Genomic DNA, 20,857 nt, shown 5'->3' with positions numbered 1-20,857 from the left:
CAAAGAAAAGGCCGGGTCATTGCCCGGCCTTTCGTTTATCGCCATTCGTTTGAAAAATCCTTGGGGATCATCAAGATATCCTTGTCGACGGTGGTGATATCCGTGTGACCAGACAGAGCCATCGACATGTCCAACTCCTTGTGGATCACCTCAAGTGCCTTGGTCACTCCGGCCTCGCCCATCGCGCCAAGACCATAGACATAGGCCCGGCCGATCCAGCAGCCCTTGGCCCCCATGGCAACGGCTTTGAGCACGTCCTGACCCGAGCGCACACCGCTATCAAGATGCACTTCAATCTTGTCTCCAACCGCATCCATGATCTGTTCAAGGGCGCGAATGGAACTGATTGCGCCGTCCAATTGCCGCCCGCCGTGGTTGGAAACGATGATGGCATCGGCCCCGACGTTGCAGGCCTCAAGCGCGTCGCGCGGGTCCATGATCCCCTTGATGATCAGCGGTCCATCCCACATTTTGCGGAACTCGCGGATGCGGTCCCAGTTGAGCGATTGGTCAAAGGCTTCGGCCGTCCAAGAGGAGAGCGACGAGGCATCTTCAACACCTTGGGCATGACCAACGATATTGCCAAAGAAGCGGCGCTTGGTCTGCAACATGCCAAGTCCCCATTGCACCTTGGTCATCATATTGGCGACCGATTGAGGGGTCAGTTTGGGCGGGGCGGACAACCCGTTTTTAAGATCTTTGTTGCGCTGGCCCAAGAGTTGCAGATCGACCGTGATCACCGCCGCCGAGCATTTGGCATCTTTGGCGCGATCAAAAAGACGCTGCATGAAATCATCGTCTTTGAGGGTATAAACCTGCATCCAAAAGGGGGCGTTAGAGTTTTCGGCGACATCTTCGATCGAACAGATCGACATGGTCGAGAGGCAAAACGGAACCCCGAATTTTTCGGCGGCTTTGGCGGCTTTGATTTCACCATCAAAGTGCTGCATGCCCGTTAGGCCAACCGGGGCCAGGGCCACCGGCATCGCCACATCCTGACCAATCATCTGGGTCTTGGTTGAGCGCCCGGCCATGTCAACGGCAACGCGTTGGCGCAGGTAGAGCTTGTCAAAATCGGAACTGTTTTCGCGAAAGGTCTGTTCGCTCCAGCTTCCGGATTCGCAATAGTCATAAAACATCTTGGGCACACGACGGCGGTAGATGCGTTTGAGGTCTTCGATTTCGGTTATGACGGGCATGGCGCTCTCACAAATGGTCGAATTGGTAAAGGATGATTACCAATATGGCGAATAGATTGCAATCAACGAAATTGGCTCTGCGTCAATAGAGCCATTTTAAGATGCTGTTCATCGCGATGCCGTAACGATGATTGCAACGTGTATGTCAGAGGGCCGCTATGAAGGGCATGGTGTTTACGGAGCTGTTGGACATGGCAGAACAAGCTCTGGGTGAGGATGTGGTTGACCAGATTTTGGATGATCTGGCGCTGGAAAGTGACGGATCCTACACTTCGGTCGGCAATTATCCCTGTCGAGAGTTGATGCAAATCGTCGGGGCGATCAGCGATCGGAGTGGTGCCTCGATAGAAGAGTTGCAACGTCAGTTTGGCGCTTGGATGCTCAAACGGTTTTCGCAGGGCTATCCTGAGTTTTTTGCCGGAAAGACCAATGTTTTAGATATGTTGGATGCGATTGAGAATGAAGTTCACGTAGAGGTGCGCAAGCTTTACCCCGATGCGGAGCTCCCCAAGTTTGATACGCGTCGGCCGGATGCAATCAGTTTGGAGATGACCTATCAATCGGAACGCCCTTTGGTTCCGTTTTGCCGGGGTTTAATCGAAGAATGTATCACGCATTTTGGTGATCCGGCAGAGGTAACCGTGGACGATCAAAGCGCAAATGGTACGGGGCGGGCCGTGTTCTTGGTCCGATTGGCGGCCTAAGCGTGGCTGTTGTTGACCCCCAAACTGGCGACGACAAGGTCTCAAGACGGCGCTACACACGGGAACGGGCCGCCCGCGAACAGGCCGAGCGTATTTTGGAAGCAAAAAGCCGCGAACTTTTTGATGCGTATCAAGAGCTTAAGTCTCAGGCCGAAAACTTGGAGGCAACCGTCCAAACCCGCACTGCCGATTTGGAGCAGGCCAAAACCGTGGCCGAGGATGCCAGCGCCGCCAAGAGCAGCTTTTTGGCCATGATCAGCCATGAAATTCGCACGCCTCTGAATGGGATTATCGGAATAGCCACCGCTTTGCGGGAAACGGATTTAGACGCGCCGAGATCGGACATGGTGGGGGTTATCCAATCCTCGGCGGATGTGCTTTTGGCGCTGTTGAATGACCTTTTGGATCTTTCCAAAATCGAAGCGCGTCAGATGGAAGTTGAATCGGTCAGCTTTGATTTGCCCAAGCTGATCCGTGAAACGCACAAGTTATTTGGGTCAAAGGCCACGCAAAAAGGGCTACAATTTGATCTGGAATTCGGGTCCGGGCTTCGTGGTCATGTCAATGGTGACCCGACGCGCATCCGTCAGGTTCTGACAAACCTGCTGTCAAATGCGGTAAAGTTCACCGAGACCGGCGGTATCAGCGTCGAATCCTTTATCGTTGAAGGTATGCTCACCTTGGTGGTGAGCGATAGCGGCGCGGGGATTGCGACCGAAAATGAAGGCAAACTGTTTCAGGCCTATCAACAAGAAGACGCGTCGGTTGCCCGCAAATTTGGCGGTACGGGGCTGGGGTTAGAGATTTCGCGACAGATGTGTCGGTTGATGGGGGGGGACTTGACTTATCACCCCAACAATACCCGCGGATCGGTGTTCACAGCGACGATGCAAGTGGAACCGGGGGAGCGGGATTCAAGCCAAGATACCGACAAACCGCTTGATGCCGACACGGTTTTGAAACGCAAAAAGTGGCGCGTCCTTGCCGCGGAGGACAACCAGACCAATCGTATGGTTTTGGAGTTGCTGTTGAAACGCTATGATTTTGACATCGAAATCGTCGAAGATGGCGCGCATTTGGTCAAAGCCTTTCAGGCATCGCCCGCCGACATTATCTTGATGGATGTGAATATGCCGGTTCTCTGCGGCCTTGAAGCAGCGGCGCGCATTCGGGTGTTTGAGCGCGCCAAGCGCATGAAACCGGTGCCCATCGTTGCACTAACCGCAAATGCCATGACCCATCAGGTTTCAGATTACTTGCGACGCGGTATGGATGCGCATGTCGCCAAGCCCATCCGACGAGAGGAGCTTGCTGAAGTCATGGCCGAGTTGCTTTTGCGTCAGGCCGAGTGAGCGCCGTCGGCAAGGGATTTCACAAAGGCAAGAACGTCGCTAACCGGTTTGCCAGAGGCCATTTCGCTCACAATCGCCGATCCGACCACACAACCATCGGCGACCGATGCGATATCGCGCGCTGTTTCTGGCGTGCGGATGCCAAAGCCCACAATGACGGGCAGATCGGTTTTGGCTTTGATCCGGCTGACTTCGGGGGCGACATCGGTTGCCTGGGCCGCAGCTGCACCGGTGATGCCGGTGATCGAGACATAATAAACAAAGCCCGAGGTGTTTTGCAGAACCTTGGGAAGGCGTTTGTCATCGGTTGTTGGCGTTGCAAGGCGAATAAAGTTGAGCCCGGCCTTTTGCGCCGGAATGCAAAGCTCTTCGTCTTCTTCCGGGGGCAGGTCGACGATGATCAAGCCATCAATTCCGGCCTCGTTCGCATCGACTAGAAAACGGTCAACACCGCGCGAATAGATCGGGTTGTAATAGCCCATCAATACAATCGGAGTGGTGTTGTCGGTCGCCCGGAAATCTCGCACCATTTGCAGGGTTTTATCGAGCGTCATGCCGCCATCCAGCGCGCGTTGGCCCGCCAATTGAATGGTTTCACCATCGGCCATCGGGTCAGTAAAGGGCAAGCCAAGTTCGATAACATCAACGCCGGCCTCGGGCATTCCCTTCATCAGTTCGAGCGAACGGTCCACATCCGGGTCACCGGCCATGATGTAGGCGACAAAGGCTTTTTTGCCTTGTTCTGCAAGCTGGGCGAATTTGGTGTCGATACGAGTCATGGGGCTCTCCGCAGGATGGTCAGGCCGTGTTGCCGGAAGCGCGCCGGAAAATCAATGGCATCCGAGCAATCGGATGAATTGATCGCAATAGATGTGCGATTTGTGACGGTTTTTTGACAGGGGTCAAAGTGAGGCCGCGTGGTTTGCGTTAGGGTCTGCACAAACTCAGTGAAAGGACTTTTTATGACCACAGCTCGGACCTCAACCAGCACCGCCAAAGCCCCTGCCGCCCAGAACAAGACCGTGTCAACGGCCAAGCCAAATGGCGCAGCAGCGGCCAGCCCAAAACCGGCCGCCGCACCGGTGACACCGGCTGTTGAGGCCACAGAAGCTGTGGCTCCTATAGGCAATCAACCGTCCCAAGATGACATCCGCCGGGCCTTTGAAACTGGCGAATACCCCTACAAGACTAAGCTGTCGCGCAAGGAGTATGAGAAAGAAAAGGCCATGTTGCAGGCCGAGTTGCTCAAGGTGCAGCTCTGGGCGCAGGAGACCGGTGAAAAGTTTGTTTTGCTTTTCGAAGGCCGTGACGCCGCAGGTAAGGGCGGGACGATCAAACGGTTTACCGAGCATTTGAACCCACGGAATGCCCGCGTTGTTGCCTTGAACAAACCAACCGACGAAGAGCGCGGCCAATGGTATTTCCAGCGCTATATCGACCATTTGCCAACCGCCGGTGAGATCGTTCTTTATGACCGGTCTTGGTATAACCGCGCCGGTGTTGAGCGGGTCATGGGGTTCTGTGAACCAAATGAATACCTTGAGTTCATGCGCCAAACCCCTGATCTTGAACAGATGTTGGTGCGTTCGGGTATCCGTCTTTACAAATATTGGTTCTCGGTCACCCAAGATGAGCAGCGCTCGCGCTTTGAAAGCCGTGAAACCGATCCTCTCAAACAGTGGAAGCTTAGCCCAATTGACAAAGCGTCGCTTGGCAAGTGGGATGATTACACCGAAGCCAAAGAGGCGATGTTCTTTTACACAAACACCGCAGATGCGCCTTGGACCGTGGTGAAATCCAATGACAAGAAGCGCGCACGCTTGAATTGCATGCGTCACTTCCTGTCGACATTGGATTATCCGGGCAAAGACCTGTCGATCGCCAAACCTGCGGATCCGTTGATTGTTGGCGGTGCTGGCCATGTGATCCACCGCTCGGACCACATTTTAGGCACTGCTCTGCACCCAACATCGCGTAAATCAACGTCCTAATCCAAAGGGCCGCGCCTAGGTCAGGGCGCGGCCTATCCAATCCAGCACAGGTGTCAATTCAGCAAAAGCCGCTTGCAGGGCCTGTTGCGGATTGTTGTGCAAAGCTTTGTCAAGGTTGTCGCGCCACACAACCAACCCTTTGCGACGCAAAAGATCACCGCGATCATGCGTTGACGGGTAGGGGGCGGGGACGCGTTTAAGTTCGGGCTCATCCAACCGCCAATTGCCAACCGCTAGAAGCTCGGTCAGCTCTTGCCCAGCCTCGCCGTCAACGGCGGCTCGGTAGTGATCAATCTGACCCTTTTCAAACCCCATCACACCGGCACCGGCGGTAGCGTATGTGGGCGAGAGACCGAACATCCAGCTGCGCCCATCAGGCAATGACCACATGAGATGAAGATGGGTGTGGTAAGGGGTTTTGTCCTTTGAAAACCGCACATCCCGATGCGGTCGAAACAATTTTGGTTTGACACCAACGCCTTGGCTATCTTCAAACCAATGGGCCATATCGCTTGCCAGTTTTTCGGCAGGCCTTTTTAACAGGCTGTCATAGCGCAGCTTATTGGCGTGAAACCAATCGCGGGAATTGTTGGCGCTTAGATCAGCCAAAAAAGCCGTCGCATCTTCAAACAAATTTGCCGTCTCTACACTGTCCGACATGTCAAAACCCTATCGTTGAAAACACCTCCATCCTATCACAAATCGTGACGGGCGGGGGAGGATCGTGACAGATGATCGGAGAATCCTTGCGCAACCTGAGATGCAGCTTTAGGCCCGTGGGATGATTCAAAAAGAAATGACATATGTGCAGCACGGACGCGCCGTGCTGGTCCTTGGTTTGCCTTTGGTTGGCGGGCATTTGGCGCAATTCGCCATTGGCCTGACTGATACGATTATGATGGGCTGGTACGGGGTTTCGGAACTTGCGGCGATGACGCTTGCGGGGTCTTTTTTCTTTTCACTGCTGCTCTTTGGATCGGGTTTTGCCTTTGCAGTGATGCCGATGGTGGCGGATTTTGCCACGCGTGATGACGATCAGCAAATCCGCCGGTCAACTCGTATGGCACTGTGGTGGTCGATGATCTTCTTTGGCGCCGTTATGCCGCTTATGTGGTTTGCCGAACCAATCCTTAGCGCCATGGGACAAGAGGCCGAGGTTGCCCAAAACGCCCAAACCTATCTGCGGATTGCCGGGTGGGGCATGCTGCCGGCGCTGGGCGTAATGGTGCTCAAAAGCTATCTGGCCGGGCTGGAACACACGCGGATCGTTCTTTGGATCACGCTGGCCTCTGCCGTTGTGAACATTTTCGCCAACTATGCGCTGATCTTTGGCAATTGGGGCGCGCCCGAGCTTGGCCTGCAGGGGGCGGCGATTGCCTCTGTGCTGTCGACCTCGGCCGGGTTGGTTCTCACCATTCTCTATGCTCTGCGAAAACTCCCGCATCATCAGCTATTTGTACGTTTCTGGAAGCCGGACACAGACATGTTTTTGCAGGTCTTCCGGCTTGGCCTCCCGATTGGGTTGACGACTTTGGCCGAAGTGGCGTTGTTCGCGTTTTCCGCCGTTCTTATGGGCTGGCTGGGCGAAGTGCCCCTCGCGGCCCATGGTGCGGCGCTTCAGATCGCCAGCGCGACCTTTATGATGCACGTCGGCCTTTCCAACGCGGCCACAATCCGAGCCGGGAATGCCAAAGGGCGCGGTGATGGGGCGCATCTGGTGCGCGGGGCCAAGGTGGTGATTGTGCTGTCGCTGGCATTGGTTGCGCTTGCCACGGCGGGTTTCCTGTTGTTTCCCGAAACCCTTTTGGGCGTGTTTTTTGACCCAGAAGAGGCACAGCTTGGTGAGTTGCTGCGTCTTGGCACCATGCTTTTGGCGCTTGCGGCTTTGTTCCAGCTGGTGGATGCGATGCAGGTGATCCATCTCGGGTTGTTGCGCGGCTTGCTTGATACCAAGGTGCCGATGGTCATGGCGACCTTTGCCTATTGGGTGATCGGTCTGCCCTCGGCCTATATCTTTGGCTTTGTCTTGAACTGGGGCGCGGCGGGGATTTGGATCGGCTTGGTGGTTGGTTTGGGCCTAGCGGCGGTGTTGTTGGCGTGGCGTTTTTGGACCCATGCGGTGCCACGCTTCGGAACCGCTTGAGTTGGGCGCGGTTAGGCCCTAGAAGCAGCCCGTCATATCAAAGGAGTTGCCAGCATGGGCTTTCGGATGGGAATCGTGGGTCTGCCCAATGTGGGCAAATCGACCTTGTTTAACGCATTGACCAAAACCGCCGCGGCGCAGGCTGCGAACTTTCCGTTTTGCACGATCGAACCGAACGTCGGTGACGTGGCCGTTCCGGATGCGCGCCTTGATAAATTGGCGGCGATTGCCGGGTCAAAACAGATCATTCCAACGCGCATGACCTTTGTCGACATTGCCGGTCTGGTCAAAGGCGCGTCCAAGGGCGAAGGCTTGGGCAACCAGTTTCTCGCCAATATTCGTGAAACCGACGCTATTGCCCATGTGTTGCGCTGTTTTGAAGACGAAGACGTGACCCATGTTGATGGCCGGGTTGATCCGGTGGCCGATGCCGAAACCATCGAAACCGAGCTGATCATTGCCGATATGGAATCGCTGGAAAAACGGCTCCAGACCATCACCCGCAAGGTGCGTGGTGGTGACAAAGAAGCGGTTCAGCAAGAGCGTTTGATGAAAGACGCCATGGCGATGCTTGAAGAGGGCAAACCGGCGCGTTTGGTTGAGGTTGACGACGAGGACATAAAAGCCTGGAAGATGCTGCAATTGCTATCGACCAAGCCGGTTTTGTATGTTTGTAACGTTGACGAAGGTGAGGCATCGACCGGCAACCATCTATCTGAAAAAGTTGCGGAAATGGCCGCAGCCCAAGGCAACACCCATGTGGTGATTTCGGCCAAGATCGAAGAAGAGATCAGCCAGCTTGAAGACGAAGAAGCCGAGATGTTCCTTGGCGAACTGGGGCTGAAAGAAGCGGGTTTGGATCGGTTGATCAAAGCTGGTTATGAGCTTTTGCACCTTGAGACCTATTTCACCGTCGGCCCCAAAGAGGCGCGCGCCTGGACGATCCGTCAGGGCACATTGGCCCCTCAGGCGGCCGGTGTCATCCACGGCGATTTTGAGCGTGGGTTTATCCGGGCCGAAACCATCGCCTATGACGACTATTTGGCTTGTGATGGCGAAAACGGGGCCAAGGATGCGGGCAAGATGCGCGCCGAGGGCAAAGGTTACATGGTCAAGGATGGTGACGTGTTGCACTTCTTGTTCAACACCTAAGACGCCGTTTACTACGAATACCAAAGCCGCATGAGAGATCATGCGGCTTTTTTGTTTGGCAGGCATCCGGTGGCTTGACGGACTTTCGTCGCGGTGATTCAAATGCACTCAACCTGAAAGGGTGAATTAGCGAGTGCATTTGAGGAGAGCATAGATGCCAGTCGGAATTTCTATACGTGGCAATAATAAAGACAATTTACTAGAAGGTGCCCTTGGAGATGACTCCTTGGTCGGGCGCGGCGGGGATGACACCCTGATCGGTGGTATTGGCAACGACACACTTAAAGGTGGCAATGGCGACGACAGCGTCCTTGGCGGTGAGGGTGATGATTTCATCAACGGCAACAAGGGCAATGACACGTTGTTGGGCGGTGACGGGTCCGACACGTTGAACGGCGGCAAGGACGATGATTACGTATCGGGCGGCGCGGGCAATGATATGGTCAAAGGCGGCATCGGCAGCGATACCTTGCTAGGCGGGGAGGGCGATGACACCCTGCGCGCCTATGGTCATGACGGCAATGACACGCTGGACGGCGGCGCGGGCATTGATCTGGCCTATCTCAAAGGCAATCGTGCCGATTACACAGTGAGCCATATCGGTGGTGGTGCCTTTGAATTGGCGCATGTGGACGGCTATTCTACCACGATTTCAAATATCGAAAACATCCGCTTTGACGACGGAACGGTTGATCTCGAAACCTTGATTGATGCGCCGACGTTCAATCTTTCGATCAACAATTTCAGGGTTTTGGACGAGTCGGACTTGCGCGGTGGCGGCGTCATTTACACGCGCTATGAGGTGACGGCGGATATTGAGCCGGTCGAAGGGCGGTTTTTGACCACAGTGTATTTTGCGACCGAGCCAAGCTTTGATGCAGCCTATAGCATTGGTACCTATCAAGAAATCGACACCCCGACCTATAGCTTCTCAAGAGGCGCGGGCTATAACTTGCCGCGGTTTGAAGAAGACCGGACCTATTATGTGGCTGCGGTTGTTGATACCGGCAACGATCTTGTTGAATTTGACGAAACCGACAATGCGACCGAATGGATAGAGGTCCATGTCGCGGGGCGCGGCCCGGACGTTATTGATTTCTCGGCCGAGGCCATTCGGGTCATTGGGCCGGGCGAGGGGCTTGTTGATATTTCTGCTCCGGGGGCCACACTTGCGCTTGAGGTTGATGTTGCCCGTGATACCGCGCCGAGCGAGGGCTCAGAATACGTCGGGTATCAGGTGATCCTGAGCGAGGATGCGGTGTTTGACGCGGGCGATACCGTTTTGCAAACACGCAATATGTCGGTCGACCCCGGTGAGACCAGCACCGCAAGTTTTTCAACTTCTTTGCCAAGCGGGATCGAGACGGGGAGCTATTACGTTGGCATCGTTCTGGACGAAGACAGCACGTATTATGAATGGACGGATGGCGATCTGACCAACAATACGGTCTGGACTGAGGTTACCTTTGTCAGCGGTGTGATCACCGGCTCAGACTACGGCGATTGGCTGTTTGATGAGGCTGGTGACAACCATGTCTTTGCCTTGGACGGCGATGATCGCGTCTATGGCGGCGGCGGGACCGACTATTTTGACGGGGGCGAGGGCCACGACATCTTGCGGTTTAGTTACTCACCCTATTCCGACGGAATCGTCGTGGGGGATTTCACCACAAACCCCAACGGAATTTCGATCGAATCCGCCGCCGGAAGCACGGCCAACCACTTTGCCGAAGCCTATAATTTTGAGGAACTGATCGGCTCAAGCGGCGATGATTTGTTCCTTATTGGGCTTGAAGTCGAAGGGATGATGTTCCGCGGCCATAGTGGCAATGACACGATCCTCGGGAATGATTTTAACAATCATTACGATCTTGGCACCGGCGACGACCTTTTTGCCGGTGTGCAAGGGGTGAATACCGATGGGGAGGCCGCCGATGTGATCGAAGATGGCAGCGGCAATGACACTGTTATTGGCGGTGTTGGTGATGATCTGATCATCACTGGTGCGGGCAATGATCAGTTTGTCTTTTCAGGTGATTACAACGAGGGCAACGACACGATCCAAGGGTTTGATACCAATCAGGATGAGATTTTGGTGAGCTATTTCAACGGCACTCCGCTACCTGACCTTGCAGCGATGCTTAGCCAAACGGACCAAGGTGCATTGGTCAGCTTTGGGAATAACTCTGTCTTGCTCGAAGGCGTCGACATTGCCGACTTAAACGCAACAAATGTGGTGTTTGAGCATGAGGTGTTAAACGAGTTCTAAACGCCCAATCCGGTACACTTTAAAGGCATCGCAAGACTGCGGTGCCTTTTCGCTTTGACCAAAGGAGGGGAGAGGCGTAGTGATATTCGGGAATTCATATGTAACCACATCGAATTGAGACGCGTCATGACCGCCGAAACCGAAACCCCCGCCAAAGGGTCGCTCAAGCACCTGCCGATCACGTTGTTTGCAACGGTCATGGGATTGGCCGGCCTGAGCTTGGCGCTGCATATGGCCGAGACCCAGTTTGGCTGGCCCCCGCTGGCATCGCGCGTTGTGCTTTGGGTGACCATGGCCGATTTTGCGGTCGTCGCAGCCCTTTATGTATTGAAAAGCCTTCGGTTTCCGGCGGCTGTTGTCGCCGAATGGGGCCACCCGGTGCGCATGGCGTTTTTCCCGGCGATCTCCATTTCCCTAATGCTAATTGCTACGGCGATGTTGCCGACAATGCCGGGCATTGCCTCATGGGTTTGGAGCATCGGGGCGCTTGCCCAAGCGGGGCTTACCCTTGCGGTGATTTCCGGTTGGATCGGTCGGCGTCCCTTTCAACCCATGCATATTTCCCCGGCGTGGTTCATTCCGGCGGTGGGCAACGTCGTGGCCCCAATTGCCGGGATTCCGCTTGGGTTTGTTGAGCTGAGCTGGCTTTTCTTTGCGACCGGGATGGTGTTTTGGATTGTGCTGCTGACCTTGGTTATGAACCGTTTGATCTTTCACGATCCGCTTCCGGGTCGGTTGTTGCCGACGCTTGCCATCCTCATCGCACCGCCCGCTGTTGGGTTTTTGGCTTGGCTTCAGCTGAATGGCGGTGCGCTTGATCCGTTTGCGCGGGTGCTGTTTTACACTGCGATTACCTTTACGGCGATTGTCGTGGTGCAAGCGCGTGGTTTCGTAAAACTGCCTTTTGCATTGTCCTTTTGGGCGCTGAGCTTTCCGGTTGCGGCGCTGACGATCGCAACTTTCCGCTATGCCAATTTAAGCGGATCGCAGGCACATGTTGCTTTGGCGGCTGTGTTCCTTGCGGCCCTTGTCTTGATTGTCGCGGGCTTGATCGCGCGGACCGGGATGGCCGCCGTACGAGACGAAATTTGCCAACCTGAATAAGGGGTTATTTCTCTGCAAACAGGGCGGGGTTTTCTTCTCGGATCTGGGGCAGCATGTGCTGGACCTTGTTGAGATGCGCCTTGAGCAGGGATTTGGCCCGATCGGTTCGGCCAATTGTCAGCGCGTCCAAAATCCCTCGATGCTCTGTCAGTGCCTCATTTTGGTGAAAGGCAAGGCTGAGCCAGCGCACTCGGTCCAAATGCCCCTTTTGCTCAAGGATCAATGACCAGATATGCCCGCGCCCGGCCAGTTCGCAAAGCCGTTGGTGATAACTCTCGTCAAGTGCGTTGAACTTGGGCCCATCTTCTGCCTGCATCGCAATGTGTTGTTGTTCCAGAATGTCAGACAGTGATTTAATCTGATCGGCGCTTAGGGCTGGGACGTCTTCGATGCAGGCGCATTCAAGTGCCATTCGGATGAACATCGCATTGAGCACCTGTTCCTCGGATATCCGGGTGACCAATGTGCCGCGCTGCGGCAGAATTTGAACATAACCCCGTTGAGACAGCCGAAAGAACGCGTCTCGAACCGGTTGGCGCGACACGCCAAGCTGATCTGAAATCTCAGCCTCGGACAGTTTGGCACCGGGGTGCAATTCCAATTGGGTGATGGCTTGAAACAGGTGGTCAAACACGCGATCGGTGATCGACAATATTTGAGGTGAAGAAAGTTTTTTCATCGGTTGGCAGACCTGACACAATTTGTGACAGTATAGTGCTCAACAAAATTGTTACAATTCGAACCGTTAAGAATGGTTAACGTATTGCCGATTTCAGATGCAATTATGGGTTATGGTTGTGGCGCGCAAAAAAACGCATGCAATCAGTGTGTTCCACGGGCTGACCCGTATAGACTTCGATGTAATTTGGCATGGCATTGATCCGCTCGGCGCGGTCTTCGTGGACCTGCATAGATATATAACCGATCTGGGTGTAGATCACCGTCATTGCCCGCGCCTGAGCTTGTTGGGGCGAAAACCCAAAGCGTTCAAACATCGCTTGGATGGCTTTGGCGCGCGCGGCGTCTGCCTTGTCCAAACGCAATTGCAAAGCCGGGTCGTTGCGGGCCCAATTGCGAATGGCCAAATCCAGTTTCGCGTCAAACAACCGCTCATCCAGCCAGCAATCAAACAGATTGAACATCGCCTCGGTGAGGGTCTCGGCATAGGCTTGGGTTCGGGCGATCAGATTGCCGGTGTTTTTGTCTTCCCAACGTTGGATCATCGCATCCAAAAGGGCATCGCGATCTTTGAAGTGCCAATAAAAGCTTGTCCGTGACAGGCCCAGCTTTTTCGCCAAGGGCATCACCTTGACGGCACCAACGCCACTTTCGGTCAGCATGTCATAGGCCGCATCAAGCCAGACAGCATCGCTGCCCTTTTGTCTTGGGTGTTGGGTCATGGGGCTTCCTAACATTCGGATCGCCACTTCACAAGTTTCTTGACATATGTGTCGAGTTTGAATGACGCTGGTGTCACGAGAGACTCAGGCAAGAGGAGGGCCCGTCATGCAATCAGAGACCCAAGACAGGGCGCGCCGCCGCCGTCGGTCTGGTTCAAAGCCGCAAAGAAGCGGGGTGCCGGGGCACAATCCACAAATGCATGTGCCTTATATTACTCGTAAAATTGCACCTTATGATTTGCTGGGGGAAGAAAGCCTTATCCAAATCGAGGCCGCCTGTGATCGTATTCTGGCAGAGATCGGCATTGAGTTTCGCGATGATCCCGAAACGGTGGCCTTGTTCCGAAAGGCCGGGGCTGAGGTCTCTCCGGTGTCCGAAACCGCTTGGAATCTGCGGTTTGAACCGGGGATGATCCGCGACATTCTCAAAACCGCACCGGCCTGTTTTACCCAACTTGCCCGCAACCCGGCCAAGTCGGTTGAAATCGGCGGTGATGCGACGGTTTTTGCGCCGTCCTATGGGTCGCCTTTTGTGATGGATTTGGATGAGGGGCGGCGCTACGGCACGATCCAAGATTTTGAAAACTTTGTGAAACTGGCGCAATCGTCGCCTTGGTTGCACCATTCTGGTGGCACCATTTGTGAGCCGACCGATATTGCTGTGAACAAACGTCATTTGGACATGGTTTATGCCCATATGCGCTATTCTGATCGGCCGTTCCTTGGGTCGATCACCGCGCCAGAGCGCGCCGCCGATAGTATCGAGATGTGCCGCATTCTTTTTGGGGCCGATGTTGTGGATCAGCATTGCGTCATCATGGGCAATTTCAACACCACCTCGCCATTGGTCTTGGATGGGGTGACCACCCAAGGCATCAGCGAATACGCGGCGGCGGGGCAGGGGAGCATTCACTTACCGTTCTTGTTGGGCGGGGCGGTATCGCCGCTCACTATGGCCGGGGCCTGTGCGCAATCCTTGGCCGAAAGCATGGTGTCTTGCGCCCTAACCCAATTGGTGCGCCCCGGCTCCCCGGCGGTATTGGCGGCGTTCCTAAGCTCGATGTCTTTGCGCTCAGGCTCGCCAACCTTTGGCACCCCGGAACCGGCGCTAGGGTCGTTGGTTATGGGGCAATTGGCGCGGCGGCTCAACATGCCGCTAAGATGCGCAGGGAGCTTTAGCACATCGAAACGCCCCGACGCCCAAGCCATGCAGCAAAGCATGATGTCGATGATGTCGGCGGTGCAATCGGGCGCGCATTACATTTTGCACTCGGCCGGATTTCTCGATGGGTTGTTGTCGATGTCCTATGAGAAATTCATCATGGACAGCGATATGTGCGGCGCGATGCATGCCTATCTGAACGGGTTTGAGGTTAACCAAGACACATTGGGGGTCGAAGCCTTGGCCCAGAATGGGCCGGGTGAACATTTGTTTGGCACCGATCACACGCTGCGCCACTATGAAACCGCCTATTGGGATAGCGCGTTGAACGACGATCAACCCTTTGAAACCTGGGATGAACAGGGCAGTGTGGATGCAGCCGCGCGGGCGAATACACGGTGGAAAGAAACTCTGCGCGATTATGAAGCGCCGCCGATGGACATCGCCACGCAAGAGGCGTTGCAAGATTACATGGCCCGCAAAAAAGCGAGCATGATTGATATGTGGTATTGAGGACAACACAGATGTCAAACGACCCGCTTTTGCAACCGTATCAGCTTAAACATCTGACCCTGCGCAACCGGATTATGACCACAAGTCATGAACCCGCTTACCCCGAAGATGGCATGCCCAAGGAACGTTATGCCGCTTATCACGCCGAACGTGCCAAGGCCGGGGTTGCCCTTGCTATGACCGCCGGATCTGCGGCGGTGAGCAAAGACAGCCCGCCGGTTTTCAACAATATTCTGGCCTATAAGGATGAGGTCGTGCCGTGGATCAGGAACCTTACCGATGCCTGTCATGAGCATGGCTGTGCGGTGATGATCCAGCTGACCCATCTGGGGCGGCGCACCGGTTGGGCCAAGGGGAATTGGTTGCCGTCGGTTGCGCCGGGGCCGCACCGTGAACCGGCACATCGCAGCTTTCCCAAGGTGATTGAAGATTGGGACATTGATCGGATCATTGGCGATTTTGCCGATGCCGCCGAACGCATGCAGGCCGGGGGCATGGATGGGATTGAGCTTCAGGCATATGGCCATTTGCTTGAACAATTTTGGTCGCCACTGTCGAACCAGCTTGAGGGGCCTTATGGGGCCGACACATTGGACAATCGCCTGCGGTTTTCGATGGATGTGTTGTCTGCGATCCGCAAGCGGGTTGGCGATGAGTTCATCGTTGGGTTTCGTTTTACGGCGGATGAGGATCAGCCCGGTGGCACAACCCCCGAAGAGGGGTTGGAGATTGCCAAGCGGTTAAAGGCGACGGGGCAGGTGGATTTTCTCAACGTGATCCGCGGGCGCATTCATACCGATCCGGCAATGACTGATGTGATCCCGGTGCAGGGTATGAAAAACGCGCCGCATCTGGATTTCGCCGGTCAGGTGCGCGCGGCGACCGAAATGCCAACCTTTCACGCCTCGAAAATTCCCGACGTGGCAACGGCGCGCCATGCGGTGTCGGCCGGGTTGTTGGACATGGTTGGCATGACGCGGGCCCATATGGCCGACCCGCATATTGTCCGCAAAATCATTGAAGGGCGCGAAGAGGACATTCGGCCCTGTGTTGGGGCAACCTATTGTCTTGATAGGATTTATGAGGCGGGTGATGCGCTTTGTATGCACAATGCCGCCACGGGTCGCGAGCTAAGCATGCCCCATGTTGTGCCCCCTGCGGAAATGCGTAAACGGGTGGTTGTTGTCGGGGCTGGACCGGGCGGGCTTGAGGCCGCGCGCGTTGCCGCTGAACGGGGCCATGAGGTGACAGTGTTTGAAGCGCAACCGGACCCCGGCGGACAGGTGCGTTTGACCGCATTGAACGAGCGCCGCCGCGAGATGATCAGCATCATCGATTGGCGTATGGCGCAATGTGCGGCGCGCGGGGTTGCGTTTCATTTTAACACCTGGGCCGAGGCGGCCGATGTGACGGCGCTATCGCCGGATGTTGTGATCATCGCCACCGGTGGCATGCCCAATGCGGTGTTGTTTGAAAGCGGCAAAGAGCAGGAGTTGACCGTCAGCAGTTGGGACATCATTTCCCGCGATGTGAAGCCGGGCAGCGATGTTTTGGTCTATGACGAGAGCGGCGATCATCCCGGTTTGATGGCGGCGGAGGTCTTGGCCAAGGCCGGGGCTAAGGTCGAGGTGATGACCCCGGATCGGACATTTGCCCCCGATATTATGGGGATGAATCTGGTGCCCTATATGCGCAGCCTTCAGGACAAGGATGTGACCTTTACGGTGACCCGGCGGTTGTTGGATGTGACGCGGGATGGCAATCTTCTCCGGGCTGAGGTCGGCACGGATTACAGTGATTTCACCAAACACAAGACCTATGATCAGGTTGTGGTGAACTACGGGACCATGCCGCTTGCCGATCTGTATTTTGATCTCAAACCGCTCTCATCCAACGGCGGGGCGGTGGATCATGACGCTTTGATCAACGGGTTTCCGCAGCAGATTGAGCGTAATGAAGAGGGCACGTTTCAGCTCTTTCGGATCGGCGATGCGGTGAGTGCTCGCAACACCCATGCGGCCATTTACGATGCGCTGAGACTGGTCAAGGACCTCTAATTTCGACCGTGCAGATTGACCGATCAGTTAGGGGTCGTTTTTCGGATGGTTGCGCAGCAAGACCTGCGCAGCCTTGCGCGCGTCCGAAGCCGGGTCGCAGCTATGGGACATGGCGGCCAGAACAATGGCCCCTTCTTTGAGAACAAGGATTTGGCAGGCCAGATCACGCGGATTTTCGAATCCTGCTGCCTCTGCAAGAGCGGTGAAATGCTCTAGCAGCAACCGTTTGTGCTCCATGGCTTGCACATTGATAGGGTGTTCTTTTTGTTGAAATTCTGCGCTGGCTTTGATGAACATGCAGCCCTGAAACCCAGCCTGTTGAAACCATTCCTCAAGCGCGTCAAAGAGCGCCATTAGCTGCCCCTCTGCGGTGTCAGATAGGTCTTCCATGCGCCGGATCAAGCGGTTGCGGAAGTCTTCGTCGCGAAGGCGTAGCACCGCTAGGATCAGGTCTTCTTTGGTGCGAAAGTGCTTGTAGATCGAGGTTTTCGACACACCGGTTTCCTTGGCGACCAAATCCATGCCGGTCGCGTGAAACCCATTTCTGTAGAACAAATCGAGCGATTTTCGAATCAGCTCTGTGCGTTTGTTACGGCTCATCTCACCCTCATATTTACCGATCTGTTTATGTTGTGCGTTTTGTTTCTTGTCAAGTTGCCTAATGAAACAAGGGGTTTGGAGGCGGTTTTTCAAGTGTGATGACAGGCATCACAATTTTTGAATTGAAAAGATTGACCGATCTGTTCATGTTTGATCTCAAGATTAACCGATCAGTTCATGTTGGATGCCGCACAATGCCCTTAGACAACCGCCCGCCTTTACCGCCGTTTAGCCGGTCTTCCGCCTGTCAAAAGGTGCGGGCGGCCGAAGATGCTTGGAACAGTCGTGACCCCGATGTTGTGACGCCCGCCTATAGTGCGACTAGCCAATGGCGGAACCGGGCGACGTTTCTATCCGGTCACACGCAAATCCACGCGTTTCTGACCCAAAAATGGCAACGCGAGCACAGCTATCGGTTGATCAAACATTTGTGGACCTTTGCCGATCACCGCATCGCCGTGCGCTTTGCCTATGAGTGGCATGACGATGGTGGCCAGTGGTGGCGCTCGTTTGGCAATGAGAACTGGGAATTTGCCGCCGATGGCCGGATGCGTCGCCGCATTGCCAGCATCAACGATTTGCCCATCGACCGCGGTGATCGTTTGTTTGACTGGCCGCTCGGGCCACGCCCCGCCGATCACCCCAATCTCGAAGATCTCGGCCTTTAAGGAGACCACCATGCCCTATGCATTTGCATCCATTGCCTTCACGCCAACGGTTTTGGCGGAACAACAGCGCAACGGCGCGGGCCAATACGCCCGTTTCCTAGACGCAGACCGCAACGGCGGCGACACCCTTGGCCCCGAGGAACGCAGTTTCATCGAAGCGCGCGACGGGTTTTACCAAGCCACGGTGTCGGAAACCGGCTGGCCCTATGTGCAGTTTCGTGGCGGTGCGCCCGGGTTCGTAAAGGCGGTGGATGAGACCACAATCGCCTATGCGGATTTGCGAGGGAACCGTCAGTACCTTAGCACCGGGAACCTCCGTCAAAACGATCGTATCTCTCTGATTTTGATGGATTACCCAAATGCCCGCCGCCTCAAAATCTGGGGTCGGGTCGAGCTAAAAGACGTGAGCAACGGTGCGCAGGAGGCCTTGTCTCCCTTGCTCCGTGGTGTCTCAGCGGAACGCATTGTGACCATCAAGGTCGAGGCCTTTGACTGGAACTGTCCGCGCCACATTCCACAACGATTAACAGTGCAGGAGGCGGGCAACGAAATCACAGCCCTGCGCGAAACCAATGCCGCTTTGCAGGCCGAAATTCGGGCATTGCGCAAGGCGTCTGAAACCACCTGACGATCATTTTTCAAAAAGGAGTACTGCCATGAAACTTGAAATTCTCCATTCCACGGCCGCCGCCCTATTGGCCGGCAGCCTTTTGTTGCCAATCACCATGCCGGGTCAGGCCCGCGCCGCCGAAAGCCCTTTTGCGGTTCATATGACCACGATGGAAATCGACGGTATGAACATCGCGTACCGCGAGGCGGGGGACCCGAATAACCCAACCGTTCTTTTGCTACACGGGTTCCCGACCTCGTCGCATATGTTTCGCGAATTGATCCCGGAATTGGCCGAGCGCTATCATGTTATCGCCCCTGACTATCCGGGGTTTGGGGCCTCGGATATGCCGGATGCAGACAGCTATGAGTATAGTTTTGCCAATACCGCCGAGATCATGATCGAGCTGTTGGATCGCAAAAACGTCGGTGATTACGCGGTCTATTTGATGGACTACGGCGCGCCGATTGGCTACCGGATGTTCGCCCAAAACCCCGACCGGGTCAGCGCCTTTGTGATCCAAAACGGCAATGCCTATGACGAAGGGCTGCGCGAGTTTTGGGACCCGATCAAAGCCTATTGGGCGGAAAAATCCCCGGAAAACGGCGATGCTTTGCGCGGGTTTTTGACGCTTGATGCCACCAAATGGCAATTCACTCATGGGGTTGGCGATGTTTCGAGCGTGAACCCGGATAACTATTGGCATGTGCAGTACCTTCTGGATCGTCCGGGCAACCAGGAGGTGCAGCTTGAGATGTTTTATGACTACGGCAGCAATGTTGGCGAATACCCAAAATGGCAGGCCTTGTTTCGGGAACACCAGCCGCCTGCGTTGATCGTTTGGGGGCAAAACGATATGATTTTCCCGGCCGAGGGCGCGCATCCCTACAAGCAGGATTTGCAGGATGTGGAGTTCCATTTGCTCGACACCGGACATTTCGCGCTTGAGGAATATGGCGACGTGATTGCCAGGGAAATGCTCGAGTTTTTGGACAGAACAACACGTTGATTCAGCGTGGCGCGGCTGATTGCTCGGCTGCGCCAAATCGACCCGAGATGGGAGAATGAGACTATGGAAACGATCACGGTTCAACGGTTCGCGGCATTTAGCGAGGGTGAAGAAGGTGGCAATCCGGCGGGGGTCGTCGTGGCCGAACACATGCCAACGGCGGATGATATGCAACGTATTGCCCGCGATGTGGGCTATTCGGAAACTGTGTTTGCGGCCCCGGTGGGGGAAGGCTGGCGCGTGCGGTATTTTGCACCCGAAGTTGAGGTGGCCTTTTGCGGTCATGCCACGATTGCCCTTGGGGCGGCTTTGACGCGGGCGCATGGGGATGGGCGTTTTCCCCTTATGTTGAATGACGGGGCCATTGAGGTTTCCGGTGAAACAACGGACAAAGGTTTGAGTGTCGCGCTCAAATCGCCCTCGACAACAAGCCGCCCGGCCAAGGCCGAGATGTTGGCCAGCGCCTTGGCTTTGTTTGGGATGGATCACCGCGATCTGGACCTTGCTTTGCCGCCCGCAATTGCCAATGCCGGGAATGACCATCTTATCCTTGGCTTGTCGGAACGCGGGGCCTTGGCAGCGATGGAATATGATCTGGATGATGGGGCGGCCTTTATGAAGGCGCATGGATTGACCACCATCAACCTTGTCCATGCGCAAACACCGCAACAGTTCCACAGCCGCAATGCCTTTGCGATTGGTGGGGTGTTGGAAGACCCCGCAACTGGGGCGGCGGCTGCGGCCTTGGCTGGGTATTTGCGTGACTTGAGTTGGCCGCATCTAGGTCAAATCGAGATTTTACAAGGCGTTGATATGGGGGCCCCGTCGCGGCTTCTTGTTGAAATTCCGCCAGAACTCGGTTCGCCGGTTTACGTCTCGGGTGATGTCCGAGAGCTCTGACAGGGGCAAAAGGGGGCCTGGCCA

At 55.3% G+C, this 20,857-nt stretch carries 19 protein-coding genes; 13 read left to right on the top strand and 6 right to left on the bottom strand.

The window, feature by feature from the left end; all coding sequences use genetic code 11:
* Positions 1-35: 35 nt before the first annotated feature.
* Positions 36-1,199, bottom strand: a complete 1,164-nt coding sequence (locus Q1A43_RS09965; protein WP_299934656.1) for an alpha-hydroxy acid oxidase — start codon at positions 1,197-1,199, stop codon at positions 36-38.
* A 158-nt stretch (positions 1,200-1,357) separates the two neighbouring features.
* On the opposite strand from Q1A43_RS09965, the gene Q1A43_RS09960 reads away from it, so the two are divergent.
* Together Q1A43_RS09960 and Q1A43_RS09955 are read left to right on the top strand one after the other, a co-directional pair.
* Entirely contained in the window at positions 1,358-1,903 is a 546-nt protein-coding gene (locus tag Q1A43_RS09960; protein WP_299934653.1) for a heme NO-binding domain-containing protein, read from the top strand.
* Between the two features lie 2 nt (positions 1,904-1,905).
* Positions 1,906-3,255 (top strand): ATP-binding protein, encoded by a 1,350-nt coding sequence (locus Q1A43_RS09955; protein ID WP_299934651.1) that lies wholly within the window; start codon positions 1,906-1,908, stop codon positions 3,253-3,255.
* Here the strand turns inward: Q1A43_RS09955 and trpA are convergent.
* Complete coding sequence (gene trpA, locus Q1A43_RS09950) at positions 3,243-4,034, bottom strand: tryptophan synthase subunit alpha (RefSeq protein ID WP_299934648.1); 792 nt, start codon at positions 4,032-4,034, stop codon at positions 3,243-3,245. The genes Q1A43_RS09955 and trpA overlap by 13 nt on opposite strands.
* A gap of 183 nt (positions 4,035-4,217) precedes the next feature.
* Here trpA and ppk2 point away from each other — a divergent pair, with 183 nt between their 5' ends.
* The gene (ppk2, locus tag Q1A43_RS09945) at positions 4,218-5,246 is read left to right on the top strand and encodes a polyphosphate kinase 2 (protein WP_299927612.1); all 1,029 of its coding nucleotides are present in this window, start codon (positions 4,218-4,220) and stop codon (positions 5,244-5,246) included.
* Positions 5,247-5,261: 15 nt separating this feature from the next.
* On the opposite strand, the gene Q1A43_RS09940 is transcribed toward ppk2, so the two are convergent.
* On the bottom strand, positions 5,262-5,906 hold the full coding sequence (locus tag Q1A43_RS09940) for a TIGR02453 family protein (RefSeq protein WP_299934645.1): 645 nt from the start codon (positions 5,904-5,906) through the stop codon (positions 5,262-5,264).
* A 121-nt stretch (positions 5,907-6,027) separates the two neighbouring features.
* Here Q1A43_RS09940 and Q1A43_RS09935 point away from each other — a divergent pair, with 121 nt between their 5' ends.
* The 4 genes from Q1A43_RS09935 (at position 6,028) to Q1A43_RS09920 (ending at position 11,914) form a co-directional block, all read left to right on the top strand.
* A complete protein-coding gene (locus Q1A43_RS09935) occupies positions 6,028-7,389 on the top strand; it encodes an MATE family efflux transporter (RefSeq protein WP_299934642.1) in 1,362 nt (453 codons plus the stop codon).
* Positions 7,390-7,443: 54 nt separating this feature from the next.
* Positions 7,444-8,541 carry a redox-regulated ATPase YchF gene (gene ychF, locus Q1A43_RS09930; protein ID WP_299934639.1) on the top strand — a complete coding sequence of 366 codons (1,098 nt, stop codon included), beginning with the start codon at positions 7,444-7,446 and terminating at the stop codon, positions 8,539-8,541.
* Positions 8,542-8,695: 154 nt separating this feature from the next.
* Entirely contained in the window at positions 8,696-10,810 is a 2,115-nt protein-coding gene (locus tag Q1A43_RS09925) for a calcium-binding protein (protein WP_299934636.1), read from the top strand.
* 126 nt (positions 10,811-10,936) lie between these two features.
* Complete coding sequence (locus Q1A43_RS09920) at positions 10,937-11,914, top strand: SLAC1 anion channel family protein (RefSeq protein WP_299934633.1); 978 nt, start codon at positions 10,937-10,939, stop codon at positions 11,912-11,914.
* A 4-nt stretch (positions 11,915-11,918) separates the two neighbouring features.
* Here Q1A43_RS09920 and Q1A43_RS09915 read toward each other — a convergent pair whose 3' ends face one another.
* Positions 11,919-12,593 (bottom strand): GntR family transcriptional regulator, encoded by a 675-nt coding sequence (locus Q1A43_RS09915; RefSeq protein ID WP_299934630.1) that lies wholly within the window; start codon positions 12,591-12,593, stop codon positions 11,919-11,921.
* 103 nt (positions 12,594-12,696) lie between these two features.
* Positions 12,697-13,314 (bottom strand): TetR/AcrR family transcriptional regulator, encoded by a 618-nt coding sequence (locus Q1A43_RS09910; protein ID WP_299934627.1) that lies wholly within the window; start codon positions 13,312-13,314, stop codon positions 12,697-12,699.
* 106 nt (positions 13,315-13,420) lie between these two features.
* Here Q1A43_RS09910 and Q1A43_RS09905 point away from each other — a divergent pair, with 106 nt between their 5' ends.
* Entirely contained in the window at positions 13,421-14,989 is a 1,569-nt protein-coding gene (locus tag Q1A43_RS09905; RefSeq protein WP_299934624.1) for a trimethylamine methyltransferase family protein, read from the top strand.
* Positions 14,990-15,000: 11 nt separating this feature from the next.
* Entirely contained in the window at positions 15,001-17,046 is a 2,046-nt protein-coding gene (locus Q1A43_RS09900) for an NADH:flavin oxidoreductase (protein ID WP_299934621.1), read from the top strand.
* Positions 17,047-17,073: 27 nt separating this feature from the next.
* Here Q1A43_RS09900 and Q1A43_RS09895 read toward each other — a convergent pair whose 3' ends face one another.
* On the bottom strand, positions 17,074-17,646 hold the full coding sequence (locus Q1A43_RS09895; RefSeq protein ID WP_299934618.1) for a TetR/AcrR family transcriptional regulator: 573 nt from the start codon (positions 17,644-17,646) through the stop codon (positions 17,074-17,076).
* Between the two features lie 194 nt (positions 17,647-17,840).
* On the opposite strand from Q1A43_RS09895, the gene Q1A43_RS09890 reads away from it, so the two are divergent.
* The 4 genes from Q1A43_RS09890 (at position 17,841) to Q1A43_RS09875 (ending at position 20,833) form a co-directional block, all read left to right on the top strand.
* Positions 17,841-18,314: a nuclear transport factor 2 family protein gene (locus tag Q1A43_RS09890; protein WP_299934616.1), complete on the top strand. Its 474-nt coding sequence runs from the start codon at positions 17,841-17,843 to the stop codon at positions 18,312-18,314.
* A gap of 10 nt (positions 18,315-18,324) precedes the next feature.
* The gene (locus Q1A43_RS09885; protein ID WP_299934613.1) at positions 18,325-18,942 is read left to right on the top strand and encodes a pyridoxamine 5'-phosphate oxidase family protein; all 618 of its coding nucleotides are present in this window, start codon (positions 18,325-18,327) and stop codon (positions 18,940-18,942) included.
* A 28-nt stretch (positions 18,943-18,970) separates the two neighbouring features.
* Positions 18,971-19,933, top strand: a complete 963-nt coding sequence (locus Q1A43_RS09880; RefSeq protein ID WP_299934611.1) for an alpha/beta hydrolase — start codon at positions 18,971-18,973, stop codon at positions 19,931-19,933.
* Positions 19,934-19,996: 63 nt separating this feature from the next.
* Complete coding sequence (locus Q1A43_RS09875) at positions 19,997-20,833, top strand: PhzF family phenazine biosynthesis protein (protein ID WP_299934608.1); 837 nt, start codon at positions 19,997-19,999, stop codon at positions 20,831-20,833.
* Positions 20,834-20,857: the final 24 nt, after the last annotated feature.

The organism is uncultured Pelagimonas sp. (assembly GCF_947498515.1).
Lineage (GTDB): Bacteria > Pseudomonadota > Alphaproteobacteria > Rhodobacterales > Rhodobacteraceae > Pelagimonas.
The sequence above is the reverse complement of the archived record's forward strand: the minus strand, read 5'-3'. Positions and strand labels throughout refer to the sequence as shown.

Excerpts from the sequence above, each read along its gene's own strand:
- Q1A43_RS09965 (WP_299934656.1), bottom strand. The coding sequence starts at position 1,199 with ATGCCCGTCATAACCGAAATCGAAGACCTCAAACGCATCTACCGCCGT.
- Q1A43_RS09960 (WP_299934653.1), top strand. The coding sequence starts at position 1,358 with ATGAAGGGCATGGTGTTTACGGAGCTGTTGGACATGGCAGAACAAGCT.
- trpA (WP_299934648.1), bottom strand. The coding sequence starts at position 4,034 with ATGACTCGTATCGACACCAAATTCGCCCAGCTTGCAGAACAAGGCAAA.
- ppk2 (WP_299927612.1), top strand. The coding sequence starts at position 4,218 with ATGACCACAGCTCGGACCTCAACCAGCACCGCCAAAGCCCCTGCCGCC.
- Q1A43_RS09940 (WP_299934645.1), bottom strand. The coding sequence starts at position 5,906 with ATGTCGGACAGTGTAGAGACGGCAAATTTGTTTGAAGATGCGACGGCT.
- Q1A43_RS09935 (WP_299934642.1), top strand. The coding sequence starts at position 6,028 with ATGATTCAAAAAGAAATGACATATGTGCAGCACGGACGCGCCGTGCTG.
- ychF (WP_299934639.1), top strand. The coding sequence starts at position 7,444 with ATGGGCTTTCGGATGGGAATCGTGGGTCTGCCCAATGTGGGCAAATCG.
- Q1A43_RS09925 (WP_299934636.1), top strand. The coding sequence starts at position 8,696 with ATGCCAGTCGGAATTTCTATACGTGGCAATAATAAAGACAATTTACTA.
- Q1A43_RS09920 (WP_299934633.1), top strand. The coding sequence starts at position 10,937 with ATGACCGCCGAAACCGAAACCCCCGCCAAAGGGTCGCTCAAGCACCTG.
- Q1A43_RS09915 (WP_299934630.1), bottom strand. The coding sequence starts at position 12,593 with ATGAAAAAACTTTCTTCACCTCAAATATTGTCGATCACCGATCGCGTG.
- Q1A43_RS09910 (WP_299934627.1), bottom strand. The coding sequence starts at position 13,314 with ATGACCCAACACCCAAGACAAAAGGGCAGCGATGCTGTCTGGCTTGAT.
- Q1A43_RS09905 (WP_299934624.1), top strand. The coding sequence starts at position 13,421 with ATGCAATCAGAGACCCAAGACAGGGCGCGCCGCCGCCGTCGGTCTGGT.
- Q1A43_RS09900 (WP_299934621.1), top strand. The coding sequence starts at position 15,001 with ATGTCAAACGACCCGCTTTTGCAACCGTATCAGCTTAAACATCTGACC.
- Q1A43_RS09895 (WP_299934618.1), bottom strand. The coding sequence starts at position 17,646 with ATGAGCCGTAACAAACGCACAGAGCTGATTCGAAAATCGCTCGATTTG.
- Q1A43_RS09890 (WP_299934616.1), top strand. The coding sequence starts at position 17,841 with ATGCCCTTAGACAACCGCCCGCCTTTACCGCCGTTTAGCCGGTCTTCC.
- Q1A43_RS09885 (WP_299934613.1), top strand. The coding sequence starts at position 18,325 with ATGCCCTATGCATTTGCATCCATTGCCTTCACGCCAACGGTTTTGGCG.
- Q1A43_RS09880 (WP_299934611.1), top strand. The coding sequence starts at position 18,971 with ATGAAACTTGAAATTCTCCATTCCACGGCCGCCGCCCTATTGGCCGGC.
- Q1A43_RS09875 (WP_299934608.1), top strand. The coding sequence starts at position 19,997 with ATGGAAACGATCACGGTTCAACGGTTCGCGGCATTTAGCGAGGGTGAA.